Source organism: Aeromonas sp. R10-1 (assembly GCF_040908465.1).
Classification (GTDB): domain Bacteria; phylum Pseudomonadota; class Gammaproteobacteria; order Enterobacterales; family Aeromonadaceae; genus Aeromonas; species Aeromonas caviae.
Window position 1 is genome coordinate 112,398 of record NZ_JBFODT010000039.1, and the last position, 17,028, is coordinate 129,425.

The 17,028-nt window shown below is 62.1% G+C and carries 16 protein-coding genes; 6 read left to right on the top strand and 10 right to left on the bottom strand.

From position 1 onward, the window contains the following. The first annotated feature begins 110 nt into the window (after window positions 1-110). The 3 genes from AB5Y93_RS20070 to AB5Y93_RS20080 are packed head-to-tail and all read left to right on the top strand — an operon-like array spanning window position 111 to window position 3,590. Entirely contained in the window at window positions 111-1,382 is a 1,272-nt protein-coding gene (locus AB5Y93_RS20070) for a paraquat-inducible protein A (protein WP_043152840.1), read from the top strand. Next, the gene (gene pqiB, locus AB5Y93_RS20075; RefSeq protein ID WP_069651939.1) at window positions 1,375-3,021 is read left to right on the top strand and encodes an intermembrane transport protein PqiB; all 1,647 of its coding nucleotides are present in this window, start codon (window positions 1,375-1,377) and stop codon (window positions 3,019-3,021) included. The genes AB5Y93_RS20070 and pqiB overlap by 8 nt, the downstream gene beginning before the upstream one ends. Next, the gene (locus tag AB5Y93_RS20080; RefSeq protein WP_043152838.1) at window positions 3,021-3,590 is read left to right on the top strand and encodes a membrane integrity-associated transporter subunit PqiC; all 570 of its coding nucleotides are present in this window, start codon (window positions 3,021-3,023) and stop codon (window positions 3,588-3,590) included. The genes pqiB and AB5Y93_RS20080 overlap by 1 nt, the downstream gene beginning before the upstream one ends. Window positions 3,591-3,645: 55 nt before the next feature. Here the strand turns inward: AB5Y93_RS20080 and ompA are convergent, their stop codons facing one another. Then, on the bottom strand, window positions 3,646-4,677 hold the full coding sequence (gene ompA, locus AB5Y93_RS20085) for a porin OmpA (protein WP_010675746.1): 1,032 nt from the start codon (window positions 4,675-4,677) through the stop codon (window positions 3,646-3,648). Window positions 4,678-4,956: 279 nt separating this feature from the next. Beyond that, on the bottom strand, window positions 4,957-5,964 hold the full coding sequence (locus tag AB5Y93_RS20090) for an SGNH/GDSL hydrolase family protein (RefSeq protein WP_286701298.1): 1,008 nt from the start codon (window positions 5,962-5,964) through the stop codon (window positions 4,957-4,959). A gap of 234 nt (window positions 5,965-6,198) precedes the next feature. On the opposite strand from AB5Y93_RS20090, the gene AB5Y93_RS20095 reads away from it, so the two are divergent. Then, window positions 6,199-6,579 carry a YgiW/YdeI family stress tolerance OB fold protein gene (locus AB5Y93_RS20095; protein WP_368230283.1) on the top strand — a complete coding sequence of 127 codons (381 nt, stop codon included), beginning with the start codon at window positions 6,199-6,201 and terminating at the stop codon, window positions 6,577-6,579. Window positions 6,580-6,636: 57 nt separating this feature from the next. Here AB5Y93_RS20095 and mltC read toward each other — a convergent pair whose 3' ends face one another. From mltC to AB5Y93_RS20120, 5 genes are all read right to left on the bottom strand, one after another. Continuing rightward, window positions 6,637-7,740, bottom strand: a complete 1,104-nt coding sequence (gene mltC / locus AB5Y93_RS20100; RefSeq protein WP_010675743.1) for a membrane-bound lytic murein transglycosylase MltC — start codon at window positions 7,738-7,740, stop codon at window positions 6,637-6,639. A gap of 119 nt (window positions 7,741-7,859) precedes the next feature. Next, entirely contained in the window at window positions 7,860-8,132 is a 273-nt protein-coding gene (locus AB5Y93_RS20105) for an oxidative damage protection protein (protein WP_010675742.1), read from the bottom strand. Then, on the bottom strand, window positions 8,129-9,214 hold the full coding sequence (mutY, locus tag AB5Y93_RS20110) for an A/G-specific adenine glycosylase (protein ID WP_042014850.1): 1,086 nt from the start codon (window positions 9,212-9,214) through the stop codon (window positions 8,129-8,131). The genes AB5Y93_RS20105 and mutY overlap by 4 nt, the downstream gene beginning before the upstream one ends. A 167-nt stretch (window positions 9,215-9,381) precedes the next feature. After that, on the bottom strand, window positions 9,382-10,065 hold the full coding sequence (gene exeB, locus AB5Y93_RS20115) for a GspB family T2SS assembly factor variant ExeB (RefSeq protein ID WP_368230285.1): 684 nt from the start codon (window positions 10,063-10,065) through the stop codon (window positions 9,382-9,384). Beyond that, window positions 10,065-11,708: an ExeA family protein gene (locus tag AB5Y93_RS20120; RefSeq protein WP_069784273.1), complete on the bottom strand. Its 1,644-nt coding sequence runs from the start codon at window positions 11,706-11,708 to the stop codon at window positions 10,065-10,067. The genes exeB and AB5Y93_RS20120 overlap by 1 nt, the downstream gene beginning before the upstream one ends. 229 nt (window positions 11,709-11,937) lie before the next feature. On the opposite strand from AB5Y93_RS20120, the gene AB5Y93_RS20125 reads away from it, so the two are divergent. Then, a complete protein-coding gene (locus tag AB5Y93_RS20125; RefSeq protein ID WP_368230287.1) occupies window positions 11,938-13,176 on the top strand; it encodes a multifunctional CCA addition/repair protein in 1,239 nt (412 codons plus the stop codon). A 100-nt stretch (window positions 13,177-13,276) separates the two neighbouring features. Here AB5Y93_RS20125 and AB5Y93_RS20130 read toward each other — a convergent pair whose 3' ends face one another. Both AB5Y93_RS20130 and AB5Y93_RS20135 read right to left on the bottom strand, forming a co-directional pair. Beyond that, window positions 13,277-14,542 (bottom strand): inorganic phosphate transporter, encoded by a 1,266-nt coding sequence (locus tag AB5Y93_RS20130; protein ID WP_069784272.1) that lies wholly within the window; start codon window positions 14,540-14,542, stop codon window positions 13,277-13,279. 25 nt (window positions 14,543-14,567) lie between these two features. Beyond that, window positions 14,568-15,248 (bottom strand): TIGR00153 family protein, encoded by a 681-nt coding sequence (locus tag AB5Y93_RS20135; protein WP_010675736.1) that lies wholly within the window; start codon window positions 15,246-15,248, stop codon window positions 14,568-14,570. A 169-nt stretch (window positions 15,249-15,417) separates the two neighbouring features. Between AB5Y93_RS20135 and AB5Y93_RS20140 the strand changes: the two genes are divergently transcribed. Beyond that, the gene (locus AB5Y93_RS20140) at window positions 15,418-16,371 is read left to right on the top strand and encodes an inorganic triphosphatase (protein ID WP_368230289.1); all 954 of its coding nucleotides are present in this window, start codon (window positions 15,418-15,420) and stop codon (window positions 16,369-16,371) included. Between the two features lie 77 nt (window positions 16,372-16,448). On the opposite strand, the gene AB5Y93_RS20145 is transcribed toward AB5Y93_RS20140, so the two are convergent. Then, complete coding sequence (locus AB5Y93_RS20145) at window positions 16,449-16,919, bottom strand: glycine zipper 2TM domain-containing protein (RefSeq protein WP_010675734.1); 471 nt, start codon at window positions 16,917-16,919, stop codon at window positions 16,449-16,451. Window positions 16,920-17,028: the final 109 nt, after the last annotated feature.

The window sequence follows — 17,028 nt, forward strand, 5'->3', positions numbered from 1 at the left end:
CATTCTCACTCCCGGGCAGGATGGATAACGACAGGGCTGGTCGGCAGGGGCCGCTGCTGCAATAATTGGCGGCTCTGGCCCCGTGGCGGGCCTCATGCTGGGGTCTTATCTTGCATCCGGTTTCACACCAACATCCACCCACCTATACCCATGACGCGACCGCCTGCGAAGAGTGTGACCTGCTGGTGCCGGCCACCGAGCTGGCCGTGGGGGAGACGAGCAGTTGTCCGCGCTGCGGCCATACCCTGACTCGTCATCTGCCGGAGCAGGAGCGCAGGCCCATCGCCTATGGCTTTGCGGCCATCATCATGTTCGTGCTCTCCAACGCCTTTACCTTCATGTCGTTCTCGGCCAAGGGGGTGGGGCAGGAGATGACCTTCCTGCAGTGCATCACCACCCTGGTGGATCAAGGCTACCTGTTCCTCGGGGCCGTGCTGAGCATTACCCTGATCGGGTTGCCGCTGGTCTATATCGGTTCCATCATGCTGGTGCTGTGGCGCCTGGACAAGGATCTGCACAGCAAGGCCCTGCGCTCCCTTGGCCGCCTGTTGTGCCGGATCAAGCCCTGGCTGATGGTGGACGTCTTCCTCATCGGGGTGCTCATCTCTCTGGTCAAGCTGATGGGGATGGCCGACATCAAGATGGGGCTGTCGTTCTGGGCCTTCGTTGGCTACACCCTGCTGCTCATCAAGATGATCTCCTCTCTGGATCGGATGTGGCTGTGGCAGCGGCTGTTCGGCCCGACGGCGGCTAGGGAGCTGGATCCCGAGGAGAGCGCCCTGTCGTGCGGTCTGGTGGGCTGTCACATCTGCGGCGCCCTGAACGAGCAAGATGCCCATAGTTGCGTTCGCTGCGGGGATCACCTGCACAGCCGCAAGCCGGGTGGTCTGAACCGCACCTGGGCCCTGCTGATCACCTCGGTGATCCTCTATGTCCCAGCCAACCTGTATCCCATCATGGACACCGTGTTCCTGGGGGATGACAGCCCCTCGACCATCATGGGCGGGGTGGTGCTGCTGTGGGCCATGGGCTCCTACCCCATTGCCGCCGTCATCTTCTTCGCGAGCGTGGTGGTGCCGCTGGTGAAGATCCTGGCGCTGCTGTGGCTCTGCTACGTGGTGCAGCGCGGCCAGGGGACATCTCCCCTCGGCAAGCTAAAACTCTATCGCATGACCGAATTTGTGGGGCGCTGGTCGATGATCGACGTCTTCGTGGTGGCCATCCTGGCCGGTCTCATCCGGCTCGACAATCTGATGACCATCTACCCTGGCCCTGCGGCCGTCGCCTTTGCCGGGGTCGTACTGGTCACCATGGTGGCTGCCATGAGTTTCGATTCCCGCCTGATCTGGGATTTACAACAAGGAGAACGCGAACGTGAGTGAGCGTAAGACAAGGTGGAAACCGGGCTCTGATTTCATGAGTTCGGCTGCCGCTATCTGGATGGTGCCTTTGCTGGCGCTCTTCATCGGCGCCTGGATGCTGTTCCAGCACTGGTATTCACAAGGGCCGAGCTTCACCCTGACGGTGGCGACCGCCGAGGGCATAGTGGCGGGCAAGACGGTGATCCGTTCTCGTGAAGTGGAGGTGGGCCGTATCGAGACGGTGGAGCTCAGCGAGGATTACAGCCATGCCGTGCTCAAGGCTCGCCTGACCAATGCCGCCGCCGGCATGCTCAAGAAAGACAGCCAGTTCTGGGTGGTCAAGCCCAGGGTCGGGCGTGAGGGCGTTTCCGGTCTTGGCACCTTGCTCTCCGGTGCCTATATCGAGCTTTCTCCCGGCAAGAAGGGCAGGGCGCGAAGCGAATACGCCATGCTGGACAGGCCACCCCTGGCATCCCTGGATGCCAAGGGATTGCGGCTCTCCCTGTCCAGCCGGGATGCCAACGCGCTGGGCGCGGGTTCCCCCATCAGCTATCAGGGATTCACCATCGGCCAGGTCGAAGAGGCCAAGTTCCTGCCCGAGAAGAGCGAGATGCAGTACCAGCTGTTCATCAACGCGCCTTATGACGTCCTGGTGAGCAGCAACTCCCGGTTCTGGTTGACGCCCGGCTTCGAGGTCTCCATGAGCAGCGAGGGGATGAAGGTGAAGATGGACTCGCTGGAGAGCCTGATCAACGGCGGCATCACCATGGGGCTGCCTCCCGGCTGGTTGCCAGGGGAACCGGTGAAACAGAACGACGAGTTCGTGCTGTTCAAGGACGAGGAGAGCGTGCTGGCCGGTAGCCTGGATCAGTTCATCGACTATGTCTTCCTGTTCGACAATGATGTGGGCGGGCTGCATCCCGGCGCGGCGGTACAATATCGCGGCATCCGGGTCGGTACCGTCATCTCGGCTCCCTATCTCATCGACGACAAGGGCGTCCAGCTGTTCAAGAGCCGGCAGATCCCGGTGCTGGCGCGGATCGAGGTGCAGCGTCTCTCCCACCGTTATGCCAATGCGGAGAAGGAGCAGTGGCGGGCCCTGTTCAACAAGCAGTTCAAGGAAGGGCTGAGGGCCAGCCTCAAGACCGCCAGCCTGCTGACGGGGGGCAAGGTGATCGATCTGAACTTCTATCCGGATGCGCCAGTCTATCAGCCGCTCAAGATGGCGGGCTATCAGGTCTTCCCGACCGCCCAGGCCGGGCTGGATCAGATCGAGCGCAAGGTGAACCTCATCCTCGACAAGTTCGTCGACATGGACATGGCCACCACCCTCACTCAGGTCAACAGCACCCTGATGACGCTGGACAAGACGCTCAAGCATGTCAGTGCCGTGAGTGCGAATCTGGAGCAGTTTACTGGTCAGCAGTCGACCCAGCAGTTGCCGGCCTCCCTCAACCAGAGCCTCAAGCAGTTGCAGGAGACGTTGCAGACCTATGATGCCGGTTCCCAGACCAATCAGGAACTGCGCCAGTCGGTGCAATCCCTCAACCAGCTGATGAGCGAGTTGCAACCTCTGGTCCATTCACTGAACGAGCAGCCGAGTTCACTGATCTTTGACCGCGCTCGTCCGCGGGATCCCGAGCCCAAGCGAGGAAAATGATGAAAAAACGGATGATGACGCTGGCCTTGCTGGGCCTGCTGGCGGGATGTGGCAGTGCGCCGACGACGCTGCATTACTATTCGCTGGATGCCGACACGGCGCCGTCGAGTGTCACCACGGCGCAGCCGCAGCACCAGTTGGTGCTGCGCCCCGTCGCCCTGTCCGGTCAGCTTGACCGGATGAGCCTGGTCTATCAGCTGGAGGGCAAGGAGCTGCACTTTGCCGAGTACCATCGCTGGGCAGGTTCCCTCGATGCCCAGTTGAACCAGTTGACCCTCAATGGCCTCTCCAGTCGCTTGCCTGGCTGGGTGGTGCGTCAGGACGGGGCCCGCAAGGGGCCTGTCCTGAGCATCTCGGTCGAGCGTTTCCAGGGGCGGCACGACGGCCGCGCCCTGCTTAGCGGTCGCTGGCGCCTGCTGACGGAGGAGGGGGTCGTGTTGAGAGATGTTCCCTTCCAGCAGGAGCGGGTGCTGCCTGCCGATGGGTATGGCGCCCTGGTGAACGAGCTGGGGCAGGGCTGGCAACTGTTGCTCGATCAGATTGCGGCGGATGTGCGCACGCGCAGCTGAGGAAGCATAAAAAAAGACGGGAGGCCATGGCCTCCCGTTTTGTTTGGGGTCGTCGTTATTGCTGTACTTCCGAGACGCCCTGTACCTTGACCTCTACCCGGCGATCCGGGGCCAGGCAGACGATCAGCTCGCGCTTGGATTTGCTGGTGCAGCTGTCGCCGGTGACGGGAGACTGCTTGCCACGCCCTTCCACATTGACCTTGCCGGCAGGCAGGCCCTTGCCAATCAGGTAATCGGCCACGGTCCGGGCACGCTGCTCGGACAACTTCTGGTTGTAGGCCTCGGAACCGATGCGGTCGGTATAGCCGATGACGGTGGCCGACCCGTCTTTGGGCCTGGCCTCTTCAATCTGGCTGTAGAGGGTATCCAGCGCCTGCCCGGCCTGGGGTTTGAGGGTGGCCTTGTTGAAGTCAAACAGCACGTCCGAGCTCAGGGTGAACTGCTTGTCGACCATCACGGGCTCGGGCGCGGGGGCGGGAGCTGCGACCGGCAGAGCCGGTGCAACCTGACCGAAGCGGTAGACGGCGGCCAGGGAGAGCAGGCCGTTGTCCATGCGCAGGCCGGTATCGTCACGGCTGCCATACGGGGTGCTGTACTGGTATTCGAGGCGGGCTGCCCAATCCAGGCTCAGGGCATACTCCGCACCGAGCGCGCCGACGAAGGTGAAGCGGCTGTCGTTTTCCAGCTGATCGCTGTCGGTCCAGCCATAGCCGCCCCCGACACGGCCGTAAAGGTCCAGATTGTCCGCAACCGGGAAGCCCAGTTTCAGCGTGAGCTGGGCCAGCTGGGCTTGCACGGAGTCATTGAAGGCCGCGCCATTGCGGGTGCCGCTGTACTTGAGCTTGCCAAGGTAGTCATAACCGAGTTCGACACCCAGATTCTGGTTGATCTGGTAACCGGCGAACGCACCGGCGCCGACTTCATCGTCGTCTTTGTCGGTGATGGCGATGGCGTTGCTTTCATCGACACCGTAGAAGTTGGACCAACCCAGTTTGGCACCGCCATACCAGGTGTTGTCTTGTCCGGCTGCCTGGGCGTTGGCCGCAAGCAAGCCTGAAACCAGCAAGGTAATCAGTGTTTTGTTCATAGATGCCTCTGCAATCTTGTGTGTGGGGAGCGCGAATTCATGTCGCCTCGCCTCGTGGGTTGGGCCTGTGTTCGACCACAACACGTTTAAACGTAGCTCGCTTTTCTCGATCTACAAGCAACTGATATAAAACATATTGTGATATCCATCTGCATCATAGTGGAGACAGAAGACCGCCGGGGAACCGTGACTCGAATCTGTGATGGGTGTCATATGGGGTTGCTTGCCCTTGTCGGCAAGAGGGCCGGCGAAGCGCCGGCCCTGGCAGGATGGCCTCCGTTATCGAGGGAGGAATTCGTACTCCTGTTCGATGAAGGCGGCAGCCCGCTCGCTCAGGGCGGCGTGTACCACTGTGGTGGGGTGGACCTGGTCCCAGAACATCTTGCCTTCACAGTTCAGCTCGCCCGCACTGCGGCGCGCCATGGGCGTTGCGACGGCCTGAGCCAGCAGGGGGTTGCCGGCGATGGCAAGGCGCTCCTCGGGATTGAAGGGGGCCAGCCGACTGTCGGTGGCGGCGCTGCGGGAGGCAAACGGCTTCCACACATAGCCGCCGCCATAGCAGGCGTGTTCGGTGTCGCTCAGGCCGAAGTTCTGCGGCTCGCGCAGCATCTCGGCGAACTGCTTGTCGATCTCGAACAATTTCACCATGCCGGTGGGGGCCAGCTGGCGTGCCAGGTTCAGCAGCAGCTGGTTGTGGTAGGCGGAGACATGGCTGGCTGCCTCGACCACTTTCTGGCTGCGGGCCGAGGGGTTCTGGCCCAGATCAGGCAGGTTGAACAACAGAATCTGCCTGGCACCGTTCAATACCATGCGGTTGGCCGCATCGCTGATGGCGTCGCGCACCCGCTTGGCATCCTGCTCGGTGTTCCAGCCATAGGCCAGGTAATCGTTGGCACCGACCCAGAGGATCACCAGATCGTCGGGCTTGAAGCCATCCTTTTGCAGGAACTGGGTCACCTCGTAGTCCAGGTTGTTGATGACCTGATACTTGGGATTCCAGGAGATCTTGTTGTAGGCCACGGCAGTGGCGCCCCCTTCCGCCTCGTTGGCGATGGCGAGGCCCGGGAAGTGCTGGTTGAGCTGCTCCAGCCAGACCGGGCCGTTGGAGAAGCGGCCCTGATGGTAGGGCGGGCTGGAGGGGAGGTAACCGCGCATCTTGTCGTACATCTTGCCGGTATCGGAGAGGCTGTCGCCGAACATCACGATGCGGGAGAAGGGGGGACGCGTCTCGGCGGCATGGGCCGTGAGGGCGAAGAGTCCCAATAAACACAAAAGCCATTTGTTCATGTAGCTGTTCTCATGGATGGGGCAGGGCGGGCCTGCGGGCTGTTCCTCGATGGCGGCGGGCTGGGAACCCGCATGGCCAGGTGAAAAGGTATCCACTCGAATACATCATTGCAGCATGCCGTGGCCATTTAATCGCTTGCGATCACATCACTCCTCCCTGAATGGGGAGGCTTCACGTTTGTTTCACGCGCCCCCGGGCAAGATGCCCTCATACCGCAAAGACAGGAGCATGAAATGAACAATGCAAAAGCAATCGCCCTGGTGGCCCTGATGTCCGTCTCTTCCTTCGCCATGGCGGCCTACACCGGCCCCAAGGAGCAGAACAAGGTATCGGTCGCCCAGTTGAAAGGCGTGGCCGATGATCAGTGGGTGACCCTGGAAGGCAAACTGGTCAAACACCTGGGTGGCGAAAACTACCTGTTCCGTGACGACAGCGGCGAGGTGGAAGTGGAGGTGGATGGTGACGTGTGGCGCGGTACCGAGGTGGGCCCTGACGATCTGATCCGCGTGCGCGGCGAGGTGGACCACAGCTGGAACAAGACCGAAGTCGAGGTGGAACACCTGGAGAAGGTGGGGGCAGCGCCCCTGAGCAAGGGTGGCTTCATCGCCAAGTAAGTTTTCAGGCCACAGTAAATGGGAAGGGCGCTCCAGGAGCGCCCTTCTTGCATGCCATCAGCCAGCCCGGCTTGCGACGGTTCGCTTGAACCCCTTCTCGGCCTGATTGACCTTGTAGAGATAGCGGCGAGCCTCTGCCTTGGGATGCTGTTCGGTCAGCACCTGATAGACGGCCTCGGGGGAGAGGCGGTTGATCATGCCGGGGGCCGCCTTGCGATCGTTGGAGAAGGTGTTGAGCACCCCTCCCGCACCACCGTTGTAGGCGGAGATCACCGCATAGCGGCGGGACTGGGGATCCTGGATATCCGCCAGATAGACGGTCTGCAGCAGGTGCAGGTAGGCGGTCCCCACATCGATGTTGTAGGCCGGATTGAACAGATCTTCCCTGGTCGGCTGGCCATCCTTGCCCTTGACCCTCACATAGACATCCCGCCCAGCGGTAGCCGGGATCACCTGCATCAGGCCATAGGCGTTGGCGTGGCTGACCGCATAGGGGTTGAAGCTGCTCTCGGTCTTGATCACCGCGTAGATGAGACTCTCGGCGACCCCGTACTTGCGGGAGGCATCGCGGATGATGCTGGCGTATTTGTAGCCGCGCCTGTCTTCGTGGTTGGCCACCATGGGTATGTCGATGAAGAAGATGTTGCGGATCCCGAGGGTGCGCTTCTTCATCGCGTTGGCGATCAGATAGTCGGCATAACGCTCTGCACGCCAGCTGGAGCGGATCGCTTGTCCCTGGTTGTCCAGCACCTGGCCATAGAGGAAGGGCTCGCCACCTGGCATGATCTCACGGTCGGAATAGAGGTCGACTTCTGCCGGATCGTCCGGGGTCAGCAGGGTTTCGATGATGGCGCGACGCAGGTGGGCACGGGGATCCAGACCCGAGACGGTCTCCACCATGATGTGACCGCTGGAGAAATCGATGTGGGCGCGGCTCTTGTACTGATCCGTGTATTTGACGTAGTCAAACTTGCCCGCGAACAGCGCCTCGCGCCCCCATATCTCGTTCACGTTATGGGAGAGCGCACTGATCATGTGTTCAAAACCGCGCACGTCCTTGCCGTTGACCAGATCATCATCGCCACTCCCGCTGGTCTGGGGTGTGGATGAACAGGCAGAGAGAAACAGCAGGGCGCACAGCAGCCCAAAAAAACGACCCATAAGATCCTCAAACCGGGCGGTGGGGCCGCCCGTCACTGACTGGCCTGAGCCAGGATTGGTGTCACCCTGCGGCATGTCGACGACTCAGGGGGACGCTGGCCCTTTGACTCGATTCCCGCTCACTGGCTGGGAGGGGTGTAGCCGTCGATCTGGACTTCACCCGCGTCGAACAGATAGCTGACCATCTCTTTTTCCAGCAACTGGCGGTGCTCGAGATTCATCATGTTCAGCTTCTTCTCGTTGATCAGCATGACCTGCTTCTTCTGCCACTCGGTCCAGGCTTCCTTGCTGATGTTGTCGAAGATCCGCTTGCCGAGTTCACCGGGGTAGAGTTGGAAATCGAGACCCGGCGCTTCTTTCTTCAGGCGCAGGCAAAATACGGTACGGCTCATGTTGACCTCTGTGGTTGCAAGTCTGGTTGTAAGTCCGGGTAGGCGAGCAGACGGGCCGTGGCCGCCGCCAATCCCACCTCGGCAGGATGGCGTAAGTTATACCAGAGTCGGGTATCCGCTTCCATGAGCAGGGGGGCGGGCGGAACAGCCATTTCGATCAGCAAAGGGCGGATATCGAGGTGGAAGTGGCTGAAAGTGTGACGAAATCCAGCGAGCTCCTGATAGGCGGCATCCTCCAGCCCCAACTCCCGCAGTCGTCCGGTCACCTCGGTGAGGGATTCCACCTGCGGGAAGCAGTAAAGCCCGCCCCAGATCCCTTGCGGCGGACGCTTCTCCAGCAGCAGCTGATCGCCGTGGCGGATGATCAGCATAATGCCGTTGCGTGCCGGAATGCTCTTCTTCGGCTTGCTGTGAGGGTAGGCGGTGGGGTTGCCCTGCGACAGCCCCTGGCAATCGGCCTGCACCGGGCAGCGCTCGCAGGCGGGCTTGCTGCGGGTGCAGACGGTGGCCCCCATGTCCATCATGGCCTGGTTGTACTGGGCCACCCCGACGCGCGGGGTGAGGCGGGTCGCCAGCTCCCAGAGATCGTGCTCGACCTGCTTCTGGCCCGGCCAGCCCGCCAGCGCCAGCCAGCGGGTGAGTACCCGCTTCACGTTGCCATCCAGGATGGCGTGGGGCTGGCCCAGAGAAAGGGAGAGCACGGCCCCGGCGGTGGAGCGACCGATGCCGGGCAGGGCCATCACCTCTTCCAGTTGTTCCGGAAAGAGGCCGCCGTGCAGATCGCGGATCTGCTGGGCAGCCTTGTGCAGGTTGCGCGCGCGCGCGTAGTAGCCAAGCCCGGTCCAGTGATGCAGCACCTCGTCGATGGGGGCGTTGGCCAGGGCCAGCACGTCGGGGAAGCGGGCCATGAACCGCTCGTAATAGGGGATGACAGTGGCAACCTGGGTCTGTTGCAGCATGATCTCGGAGACCCAGACCCGGTAGGGGGTTTTGTCCTGCTGCCAGGGCAGGGTCTTGCGGCCGTGGATCTGGTACCAGTCCAGAATGCGGGTGGCGAAAGTGGTGTTGTCTGAGTGGCTCACAGTGTGCTCATGTTCTGATGATAAGTCCGCCCGCCATCAGGAGGGCGATCCCCGACCCGGCGCATGGCAAAGGTCGAGTGTAGGTTATTGATTAAAAAGGGGAGCTCTCGGGCTCCCTCAGAATGGGCGGTGACCCTCCCGGGGGAGGGCCACCGGATGCCGGCAGATCAGCCGCGCCAGTCTTGCAGCGCCTTGAGGCTGGCATACTGGCCGCCGACCTGCAGGACGATGTAGTCCTGGGCGATGGCTGCCAGGATGACGCCGGAGGCGATTTCATTGCCCTCGCGCCACTCCCGTCCATTGAGCACCACGGCCCGCTTGGCAGGGTCGGAGGAGTAGTTGTGGGCACCATAGGTCAGGGACGGTACCTGCTGTTTCAGGGCCGGGGCCAGGGCGCCGAGGGGGATGGCACTGGTCTGGACCTGAGCTTGGGGCGCACTCTCTTCCACCAGCGGCGTGTTGTTGAGGGCGGCCATTAGCCGTTCTGCCAGACTCTGTCCCCCCTGGTTTGCGGTAGTCGCAGCCGGGGTTGCGGCAGGTCTTGGAGCGACCACTGGCTCCGGCAGGGGGGGCGGCAGCGGCCGGGTGATCATGGGCCTGGGTTCGACCCGCACGAAGGGAGGAGTCACCACTTCCTTCACTTCGACCTGCTGTTCCACGGGTTTGAGGTGATAGAGGTGCCAGCCATAGTTGGCGGCGGCGCCCATCACCAGGGCCAGGGGCACCAGGGCCCACCAGATCCAGCGGCGGTTGGGCTCCTCTTCCTGGCTCACGGGCAGACCCATGAGCGGCATATGGGGGGTGAACTGGGGCTGGTCGGCCCGGCGCAGTGCCTTGAGCAGGGTGGACATCAGGAGGCCTCCTCGACCATGGGATCCGTCTCATCATCCGCCACGCTGTCGAGATCGACCGGCGTGCTGGCTCGCAGGGATTCATCCTCCAGCCTGGGCATGGGTTCGCCGGAGGCCACATTCAGCCGCAGCAGGGTGTTGCTGCCGGCGATGCCGTCCGGGGTCAGTCCCTGCTCGCGCTGGAACTGTTGCAGCTTGTTCTTGAGGGTGGCATCGAAGCGGCTCACCTTGCGATCGGGTTGCTGCATGGCGCGGCTAAGGGCGTTGTCCAGCCACTGCACCTGGGCAGCCCCGGCATTGCTCGCTATCAGGGGCACGTTGCCCCTGGGCATGCGCCAGAGCAGGGTGTAGCTGCCGCCCCAGGCGTCGGAGAGCCACTGCCTGTCCACCTGCCAGCTCTGGTTGCCGATGAGCAGGGAAGCCTTGTCCGCCCCCAGGCTGACCAGGGTGGCGTAATAGAGGCCGCCGGTCTCGTCGGTGAGACTGATGAGGGCCGGGTATTGCAGAGCCTGCAATTGCGTCAGGGAGGCTTCTCCCTCCTGGCAGCGCAGGCCCGCACGGGGGGCATTGTCGCAGGTTGCCTCCTCCAGCTCGGCCTGGTAGCCCCATACCTTGTAGAGATTCTGCATGGCGACGTCCGGCTCCAGCGCCTGATTGATGGCGCGGGTCAGCTGGGCCTGCTGCTCCGGCGTGTCATCCACCTTGACCGGTACCTCGACCTTGACCAGGGGGCGGGCTGGGAAGAATCCAAAGAATTGCCAGCCCCACCAGCCGGTGGCGACCAGCAGGGCGCCCACCAGGGCGACCGTGAGGCCGGATTGCCAGCTCCCCTCGTCGCGAATGCCGCTCACCTCATACGCGGACTGGCTGATGTCCCCGTGCACTATCTTGTGGCTGCCACGGGCGAAGGCGGCGATGAGGGCGCGGTCGCAGATGAGGTTGATGAGGCGGGGAATGCCCCCGGAGAGGCGATGCAGGGTCTGGATGGCCCTGGGGGTGAAGATGGGCTGGACGCAGCCTGCCACCTGCAACCGGAAGCGGACGTAGGCATCCACATCCTGGCGCGACAGCGGCAGCAGGTGATAGCGGGCGGTGATCCGCTGCGCCAGCTGGCGCAGCAGGGGCTGGCGCAGCATCTGTTGCAGCTCGGGCTGGCCGATGAGCACCACCTGCAGCAGTTTCTTCTCGTCTGTCTCCAGATTGGTGAGCAGTCGCAACTGCTCCAGCACGCCGGGCAGCAGGTGCTGGGCTTCATCCACCAGCACCACGCTGCGCTTGCCTGCCGCCAGATTCGCCAGCAGATGATCCCGGATAAGGTCGAACAATTGCTTGAGGCTGGCCTCTTCGCCGTAGGGCAACTGGAATTCGTCGCAGATGGCGGCCAGCAGATCCCGCTCGGTCAGAGAGGGATTGAGGATGTAGGCGATCTCGGTGTCGGCGGGCAATTGCTGCAGCAGACAGCGGGAGACGGTGGTCTTTCCCGTACCCACTTCCCCGGTAAGCAGCACGAAGCCACCACCGTCCTGCAACCCGTAGTTGAGGTGGGCGAGGGCCTCCCCGTGACGCTCGCTCATATAGAGGTATTTGGGGTTGGGCGAGATGGAGAACGGGGGCTCCGACAGACCGAAGAACTGTGTGTACATAAGGATCCATTCCATTGTTATGGGCGGCAGGTTAAAGCCTCCCAAAAGGGATGTCAAAGACCCGGATACCATAAGGGGAGCTGGCTCGAACCACGGGCTGACTCACCCAGGACGATGACGGAAAGCGGCCGCCCGGCCGAGTGATGACGAGCCCGGTGCGGTGGGGGCACATCGTCTCTCTTGGCCAAAAGCGGTATCATCGGGGCAAGTTTATCGAGGGAGAGTGCGCGTGCAGATTTATCTGGTAGGAGGGGCGGTACGGGATCGCCTGTTGGGACTGCCCCAGGGTGACAGGGATCACCTGGTGGTCGGCGCCACGGTGGAGCAGATGCTGGGTCTCGGATTCACCCAAGTGGGCCGAGACTTTCCAGTCTTTCTTCACCCGAAAACCCAGCAGGAGTACGCCCTGGCGCGCACCGAGCGCAAGCAGGGGCAGGGTTACACCGGCTTCGTCTGCCATGCCGCCCCCGAGGTGACGCTGGAGCAGGATCTGCTGCGTCGGGATCTCACCATCAACGCCATCGCCGAAGATGAGGACGGGCAACTGCACGATCCCTACGGCGGCGTGCAGGATCTGGAGGCGCGGTTGCTGCGCCATGTCTCACCGGCCTTTGCCGAAGATCCCCTGCGCATCCTGCGGGTGGCGCGCTTCGCCGCCCGTTTCCATGCCCAGGGGTTCGTGGTGGCCCCCGAGACGCTGGTGCTGATGCGCGAGATGACGGAGGCTGGAGAGCTGGCCCACCTGACCCCGGAGCGGGTCTGGAAGGAGCTGGAAAAAGTGCTGCTGGGGCCGACACCCCAGATCTTCTTCGAGGTGCTGCGCGAATGCGGCGCACTCAAGGCGCTCTTCCCCGAGCTCGATGCCCTGTTCGGTGTGCCGGCCCCTGCCAGATGGCACCCGGAGATCGACACCGGCATCCACACCATGATGGTGCTGGCGCAGGCATGCCGTCTCTCCCCCGAACTGACCGTGCGCTTCGCGTCCCTCTGCCACGACTTTGGCAAGGGGCTGACCCCGCCCGCCTTCTGGCCGAGCCATCATGGCCATGGCCAGAAGGGGTTGCCGCTCATTCGGGATTTTTGCGAGCGCTTTCGGGTGCCGAACGAGTGTCGCGATCTGGCGCTGCTGGTGAGCGACCTGCACACCCATATCCACATTGCCTTCGAGCTCAAGCCCGCGACCCTGCTCAAGGTATTCGACAAGGCCGATGCCTGGCGCAGACCGGAGCGCTTTGCCCAGCTGCTCGATGCCTGTCGCGCCGACTTCCACGGTCGTACCGGCTTCGAAGAGAAGGTCTACAGTCAGCCGGACTATGTCGCTCAGGCCCTGGAGGCGGCGCAGGCTGTGCCGGTCAAGGAGATAGTGGCGGCCGGCTTCAAGGGGGAGGCAATCCGCGAGCAGCTTGCCAAGCGGCGGCTCGATGCCATCAGCCGGGTGCGCGACGAGTGGACCTTCATCGAGGAGTAAACGCCGCAGCCGATCGACGCTCAATCGACGGCGTGATATGGGCGAAGCATAAAAAGCCCGGGTCAATGACCCGGGCTTTTTGTCGTGCGGCGTGGGCTGCTCAGGAGAAGCAGGCCTGCAGCACGTAGAAGATGGCGATGGCCAGGATGGCGCCCGCAGGCAGGGTGATGACCCAGGAGACCACGATGTTGCGCAGCACGCCCAGGTTCAGCGCCGCGATGCCCCGTGCCAGACCGACGCCCATGACGGCACCGACCAGGGTCTGGGTGGTGGAGATGGGCAGACCGGTGCCGGAGGCGATCACCACGGTGGCGGCGGTGGCCAGCTGGGCGGCGAAGCCGCGGCTCGGGGTCAGGTGGGTGATGCCGGTGCCGACGGTCGCCATCACCTTCTCGCCCATGGTGGCCAGACCGATGACGATGCCGATGCCGCCAAGGGGCAGGATCCACCAGGCGATGTGGGAGCTGCCGCCGATCTCGCCGCCGGCCGCCACGATGGAGGCGACTGCAGAGAGCGGACCGATGGCGTTGGCCACGTCGTTGGAGCCATGGGCGAAGGCCATGGCGCAGGCGGTGATGATCATCAGGATGCCGAACACCTTCTCCACGTTGGCGAAGTGCATCTTGCTGTCATCTTTCGGGTTGTACTGCTGGCCGCGGATATAGATCCAGCCGGCAAACGCCACCGCGATGGAGATGGCGACGGAGAGCAGCGCGCCTTCGCCATTGCTCAGGTGCAGACCGACGTGGGTCAGCCCCTTCTTGATGGTGACCAGGCAGATGACCAGCGACGTCAGGAACATGTAGAAGGGGACATAGCGCTTGGCGTTGTCCAGGGGATTGTCCGTGTTGAAGATGAGCTTCTGCACGCTGATGAACATGAAGTAGGCGATGATGCCCGAGATGGCCGGCGTGATGATCCAAGAGCCGACGATGCCGCCAAACTTGTTCCACTGTACCGCTTCCGGACCGATGCTCACCACGGCGAAGCCCACGATGGCGCCGATGATGGAGTGGGTGGTGGAGACGGGCCAGCCGAAATAGGAGGCCAAGATCAGCCATAGACCCGCAGCCAGCAGGGAGGCGATCATGCCGAGCACCAGCAGATCCGGCGTGTCGGCAAAGGCGTTGCTGTCGATGATGCCGCTGCGGATGGTTGCCGTCACTTCGCCACCGGCCAGATAGGCACCGGCAAATTCAAAGATCATGGCGATGATGATCGCCTGACGGATGGTCAGGGACTTGGTGCCGACCGATGTGCCCATGGCGTTGGCGACGTCGTTCGCACCAATGCCCCAGGCCATCAAAAAGCCGAACAAGGCCGCCACGAGCACCAGGGTGGTGCCGTAATTCGCGATAATGTCCATTAGTAGTGTTTACCCAGTCAGTCGATTACGAACGAGCCAGCATCAATTCCAGACGGGCGCCAACGCGCTCTGCCTGATCAGCCAGGTCACCTACCCATTCGAGGATCTTGTAGAGGAACATAACGTCGATCGGATTGTATTTGTGCTCAACGGCTTGCAGCTGTTGGCGCAGTCCGATCTGCATGGTGTCAGTATCGTCCTCGATGAGATCCAGCTGGTGGATCATCTCGGCAACCATTTCAACTTCACGTCCTTTAAAGCCGGTTTCGAGCAGCTCATCGAGTTCTCCGATGGCTTTTTCGGCTTGGGCGGTCGCATCGATACAGCGTTTGAGATAGGCCATGAAATCGGCGCGCATCTCGGTGGGGAATTCCATCTTGCGGCCAAGCATGCGACCGGAAATATCCTTGGCACGGTTGGCAATCTTGTCCTGCTGGGTCAAGAGCTCCAGCAGATCGGTACGGGCGACCGGCAGGAACAGGCCGCGGGGGAGTTTCAAGCGGATTTCGCGCTTGAGGATGTCCGCTTCTTTTTCCAGCTGGGCGATCTGTTGCCGGATCTTCTCGGCATCTTCCCAGCGGTCTTCGGCAACGGCATCAAAGAAGGGAATGAGCTGTTCGCAGCACACGTGAACCTTGACGATATGCTTCTGCAGCGGCTTGATGGGGGACTTGGCAAAAAGACCCAAAATAGTATTTACTGGCATGGCCAAACCTGTGTCGGTGAAAAAACACTCGATACGATTTTATGAGGGGCGCATGGTAACCGAACTGTGCCATCAATAAAACCGTGAATTAATCGTGAACTGTCGCTGGCATTATATCCTCGCGACCCTGAACATGCCCCCCAAAGTTGCCCGCCAGCCCGGAATGACTATGCAAACTGAGATCGAGATAAAGTTTTTCGTCACCAGCAATATTCAAGAATCCCTCTCCAACATTCTGAATTCACTAGAGATTATCTCTTCCAATCAAGCCGCTCTTGGCAACGTCTATTTCGACACGCCCGATCTGGGTTTGCGTGGGCTCGAGATGGGGTTGCGCATTCGTCGCAGCGATGATTTTTCCGAGCAGACCATCAAGTGCCGGGGGCAGGTCGTGGGCGGATTGCACGCCAGACCCGAGTACAACGCCCCGGTGGAGGGCACCGTTCCGACCCTGTCTGCCTTTCCTGCCGATATCTGGCCGAGTCTGGCAGTGCGCGATGAACTCCAGAGCCGTCTGGTGGCCCAGTTCAGCACCGATTTCCTGCGCCGCCACTGGCTGATCGCATTCGGAGATGCCGAGATCGAGCTGGCCTGGGATCAGGGGGAGATTGCCGGTGCCCTGGGGCGTACCGGGATCGACGAGCTGGAGCTGGAGCTGAAATCCGGTGATGCCCGCGCCCTGTTCACCCTGGCGAGCAAGCTGGCGGCGCTGGGAGGATTGCGGCTGGGTGCCCAGTCCAAGGCGCAGCGCGGATACAGGCTGGCTGGGCTTGGCAAGCCACTGGCCGTGCAGCCCCTGCAAAGGATTGAGGGTAAAGGTCAGAAGGCCAGCATTACCCTGGGTATGCAGCAATGGCAGTATCATGAGCAGCTCTGGCTCGAGAGTGACGATGCTGGCGAACAACAACGGGCGCTGCATGCCCTGCTCGAGGGGGTATCCCTGGTTGCCGAGGCGGCAGGCATGCTGACGGTGCCCCCCTCCTGGCTGGCCGACCTGCATGCGCAACAGCGTCTGATGATGCAGGTGGCCGGGGATCGTGCATCACTGCATGCCCTGTTCCACCATGCCGACCTGGTGGGCCTGCAGCTGTCCATCGCGGCCTGGCTGCATCTGGGGGAGTGAATCCTCTGTGGTGCAGAGCGCAAAAAGGTGAGCCCGGGCTCACCTTTTTCATGGCAGTTGCACCTTGAGCGGCGCTATCAGTTCACCACGGCCACGTTGATGGTGCCGTTGCCCTGGGTCATGCGGACCCGGGCGCCAGGCACAAAGGTGGGGCTGGCCTTTTGTACCACCACGATGGATTCGCCGTTCTCTTTCTTGATCTCGAGCTCGACCCCGTCAACCTGGTTGAGTTTGTCCCCTGCCGCCTTGCCGGCCGCCGCACCCGCGATGGCGCCACCGGCCGCCGCGATGTCACTGCCACGACCGCCGCCTATGGTGCTGCCGAGCAGGCCGCCGACCACGGCACCGCCAATGGTGCCGATCAGGGAGTTTTCATCGGCCTGGATCTTGACGGGGCGGGTGGAGAGGATGGTGCCATAGCTGACGGTCTGTACCTGCTTGGCGCGATCCTTGGTGTAGACATCGCCGGAGTAGACGTCGCTGTTGGCACAGCCGGTGATGGCGGTGGTGGCCGCCAGCAGGGTGACGAGAGCAATACGTTTGAACATGATGGGCCTCCTGGGCGGGCATCGGATTAATCTGGTGATGAATTGCACTTTACGCCAACCAGATTGCGCATTAAACCCGCAAAGTGTAACCAATTATGTGGCCGGAAGG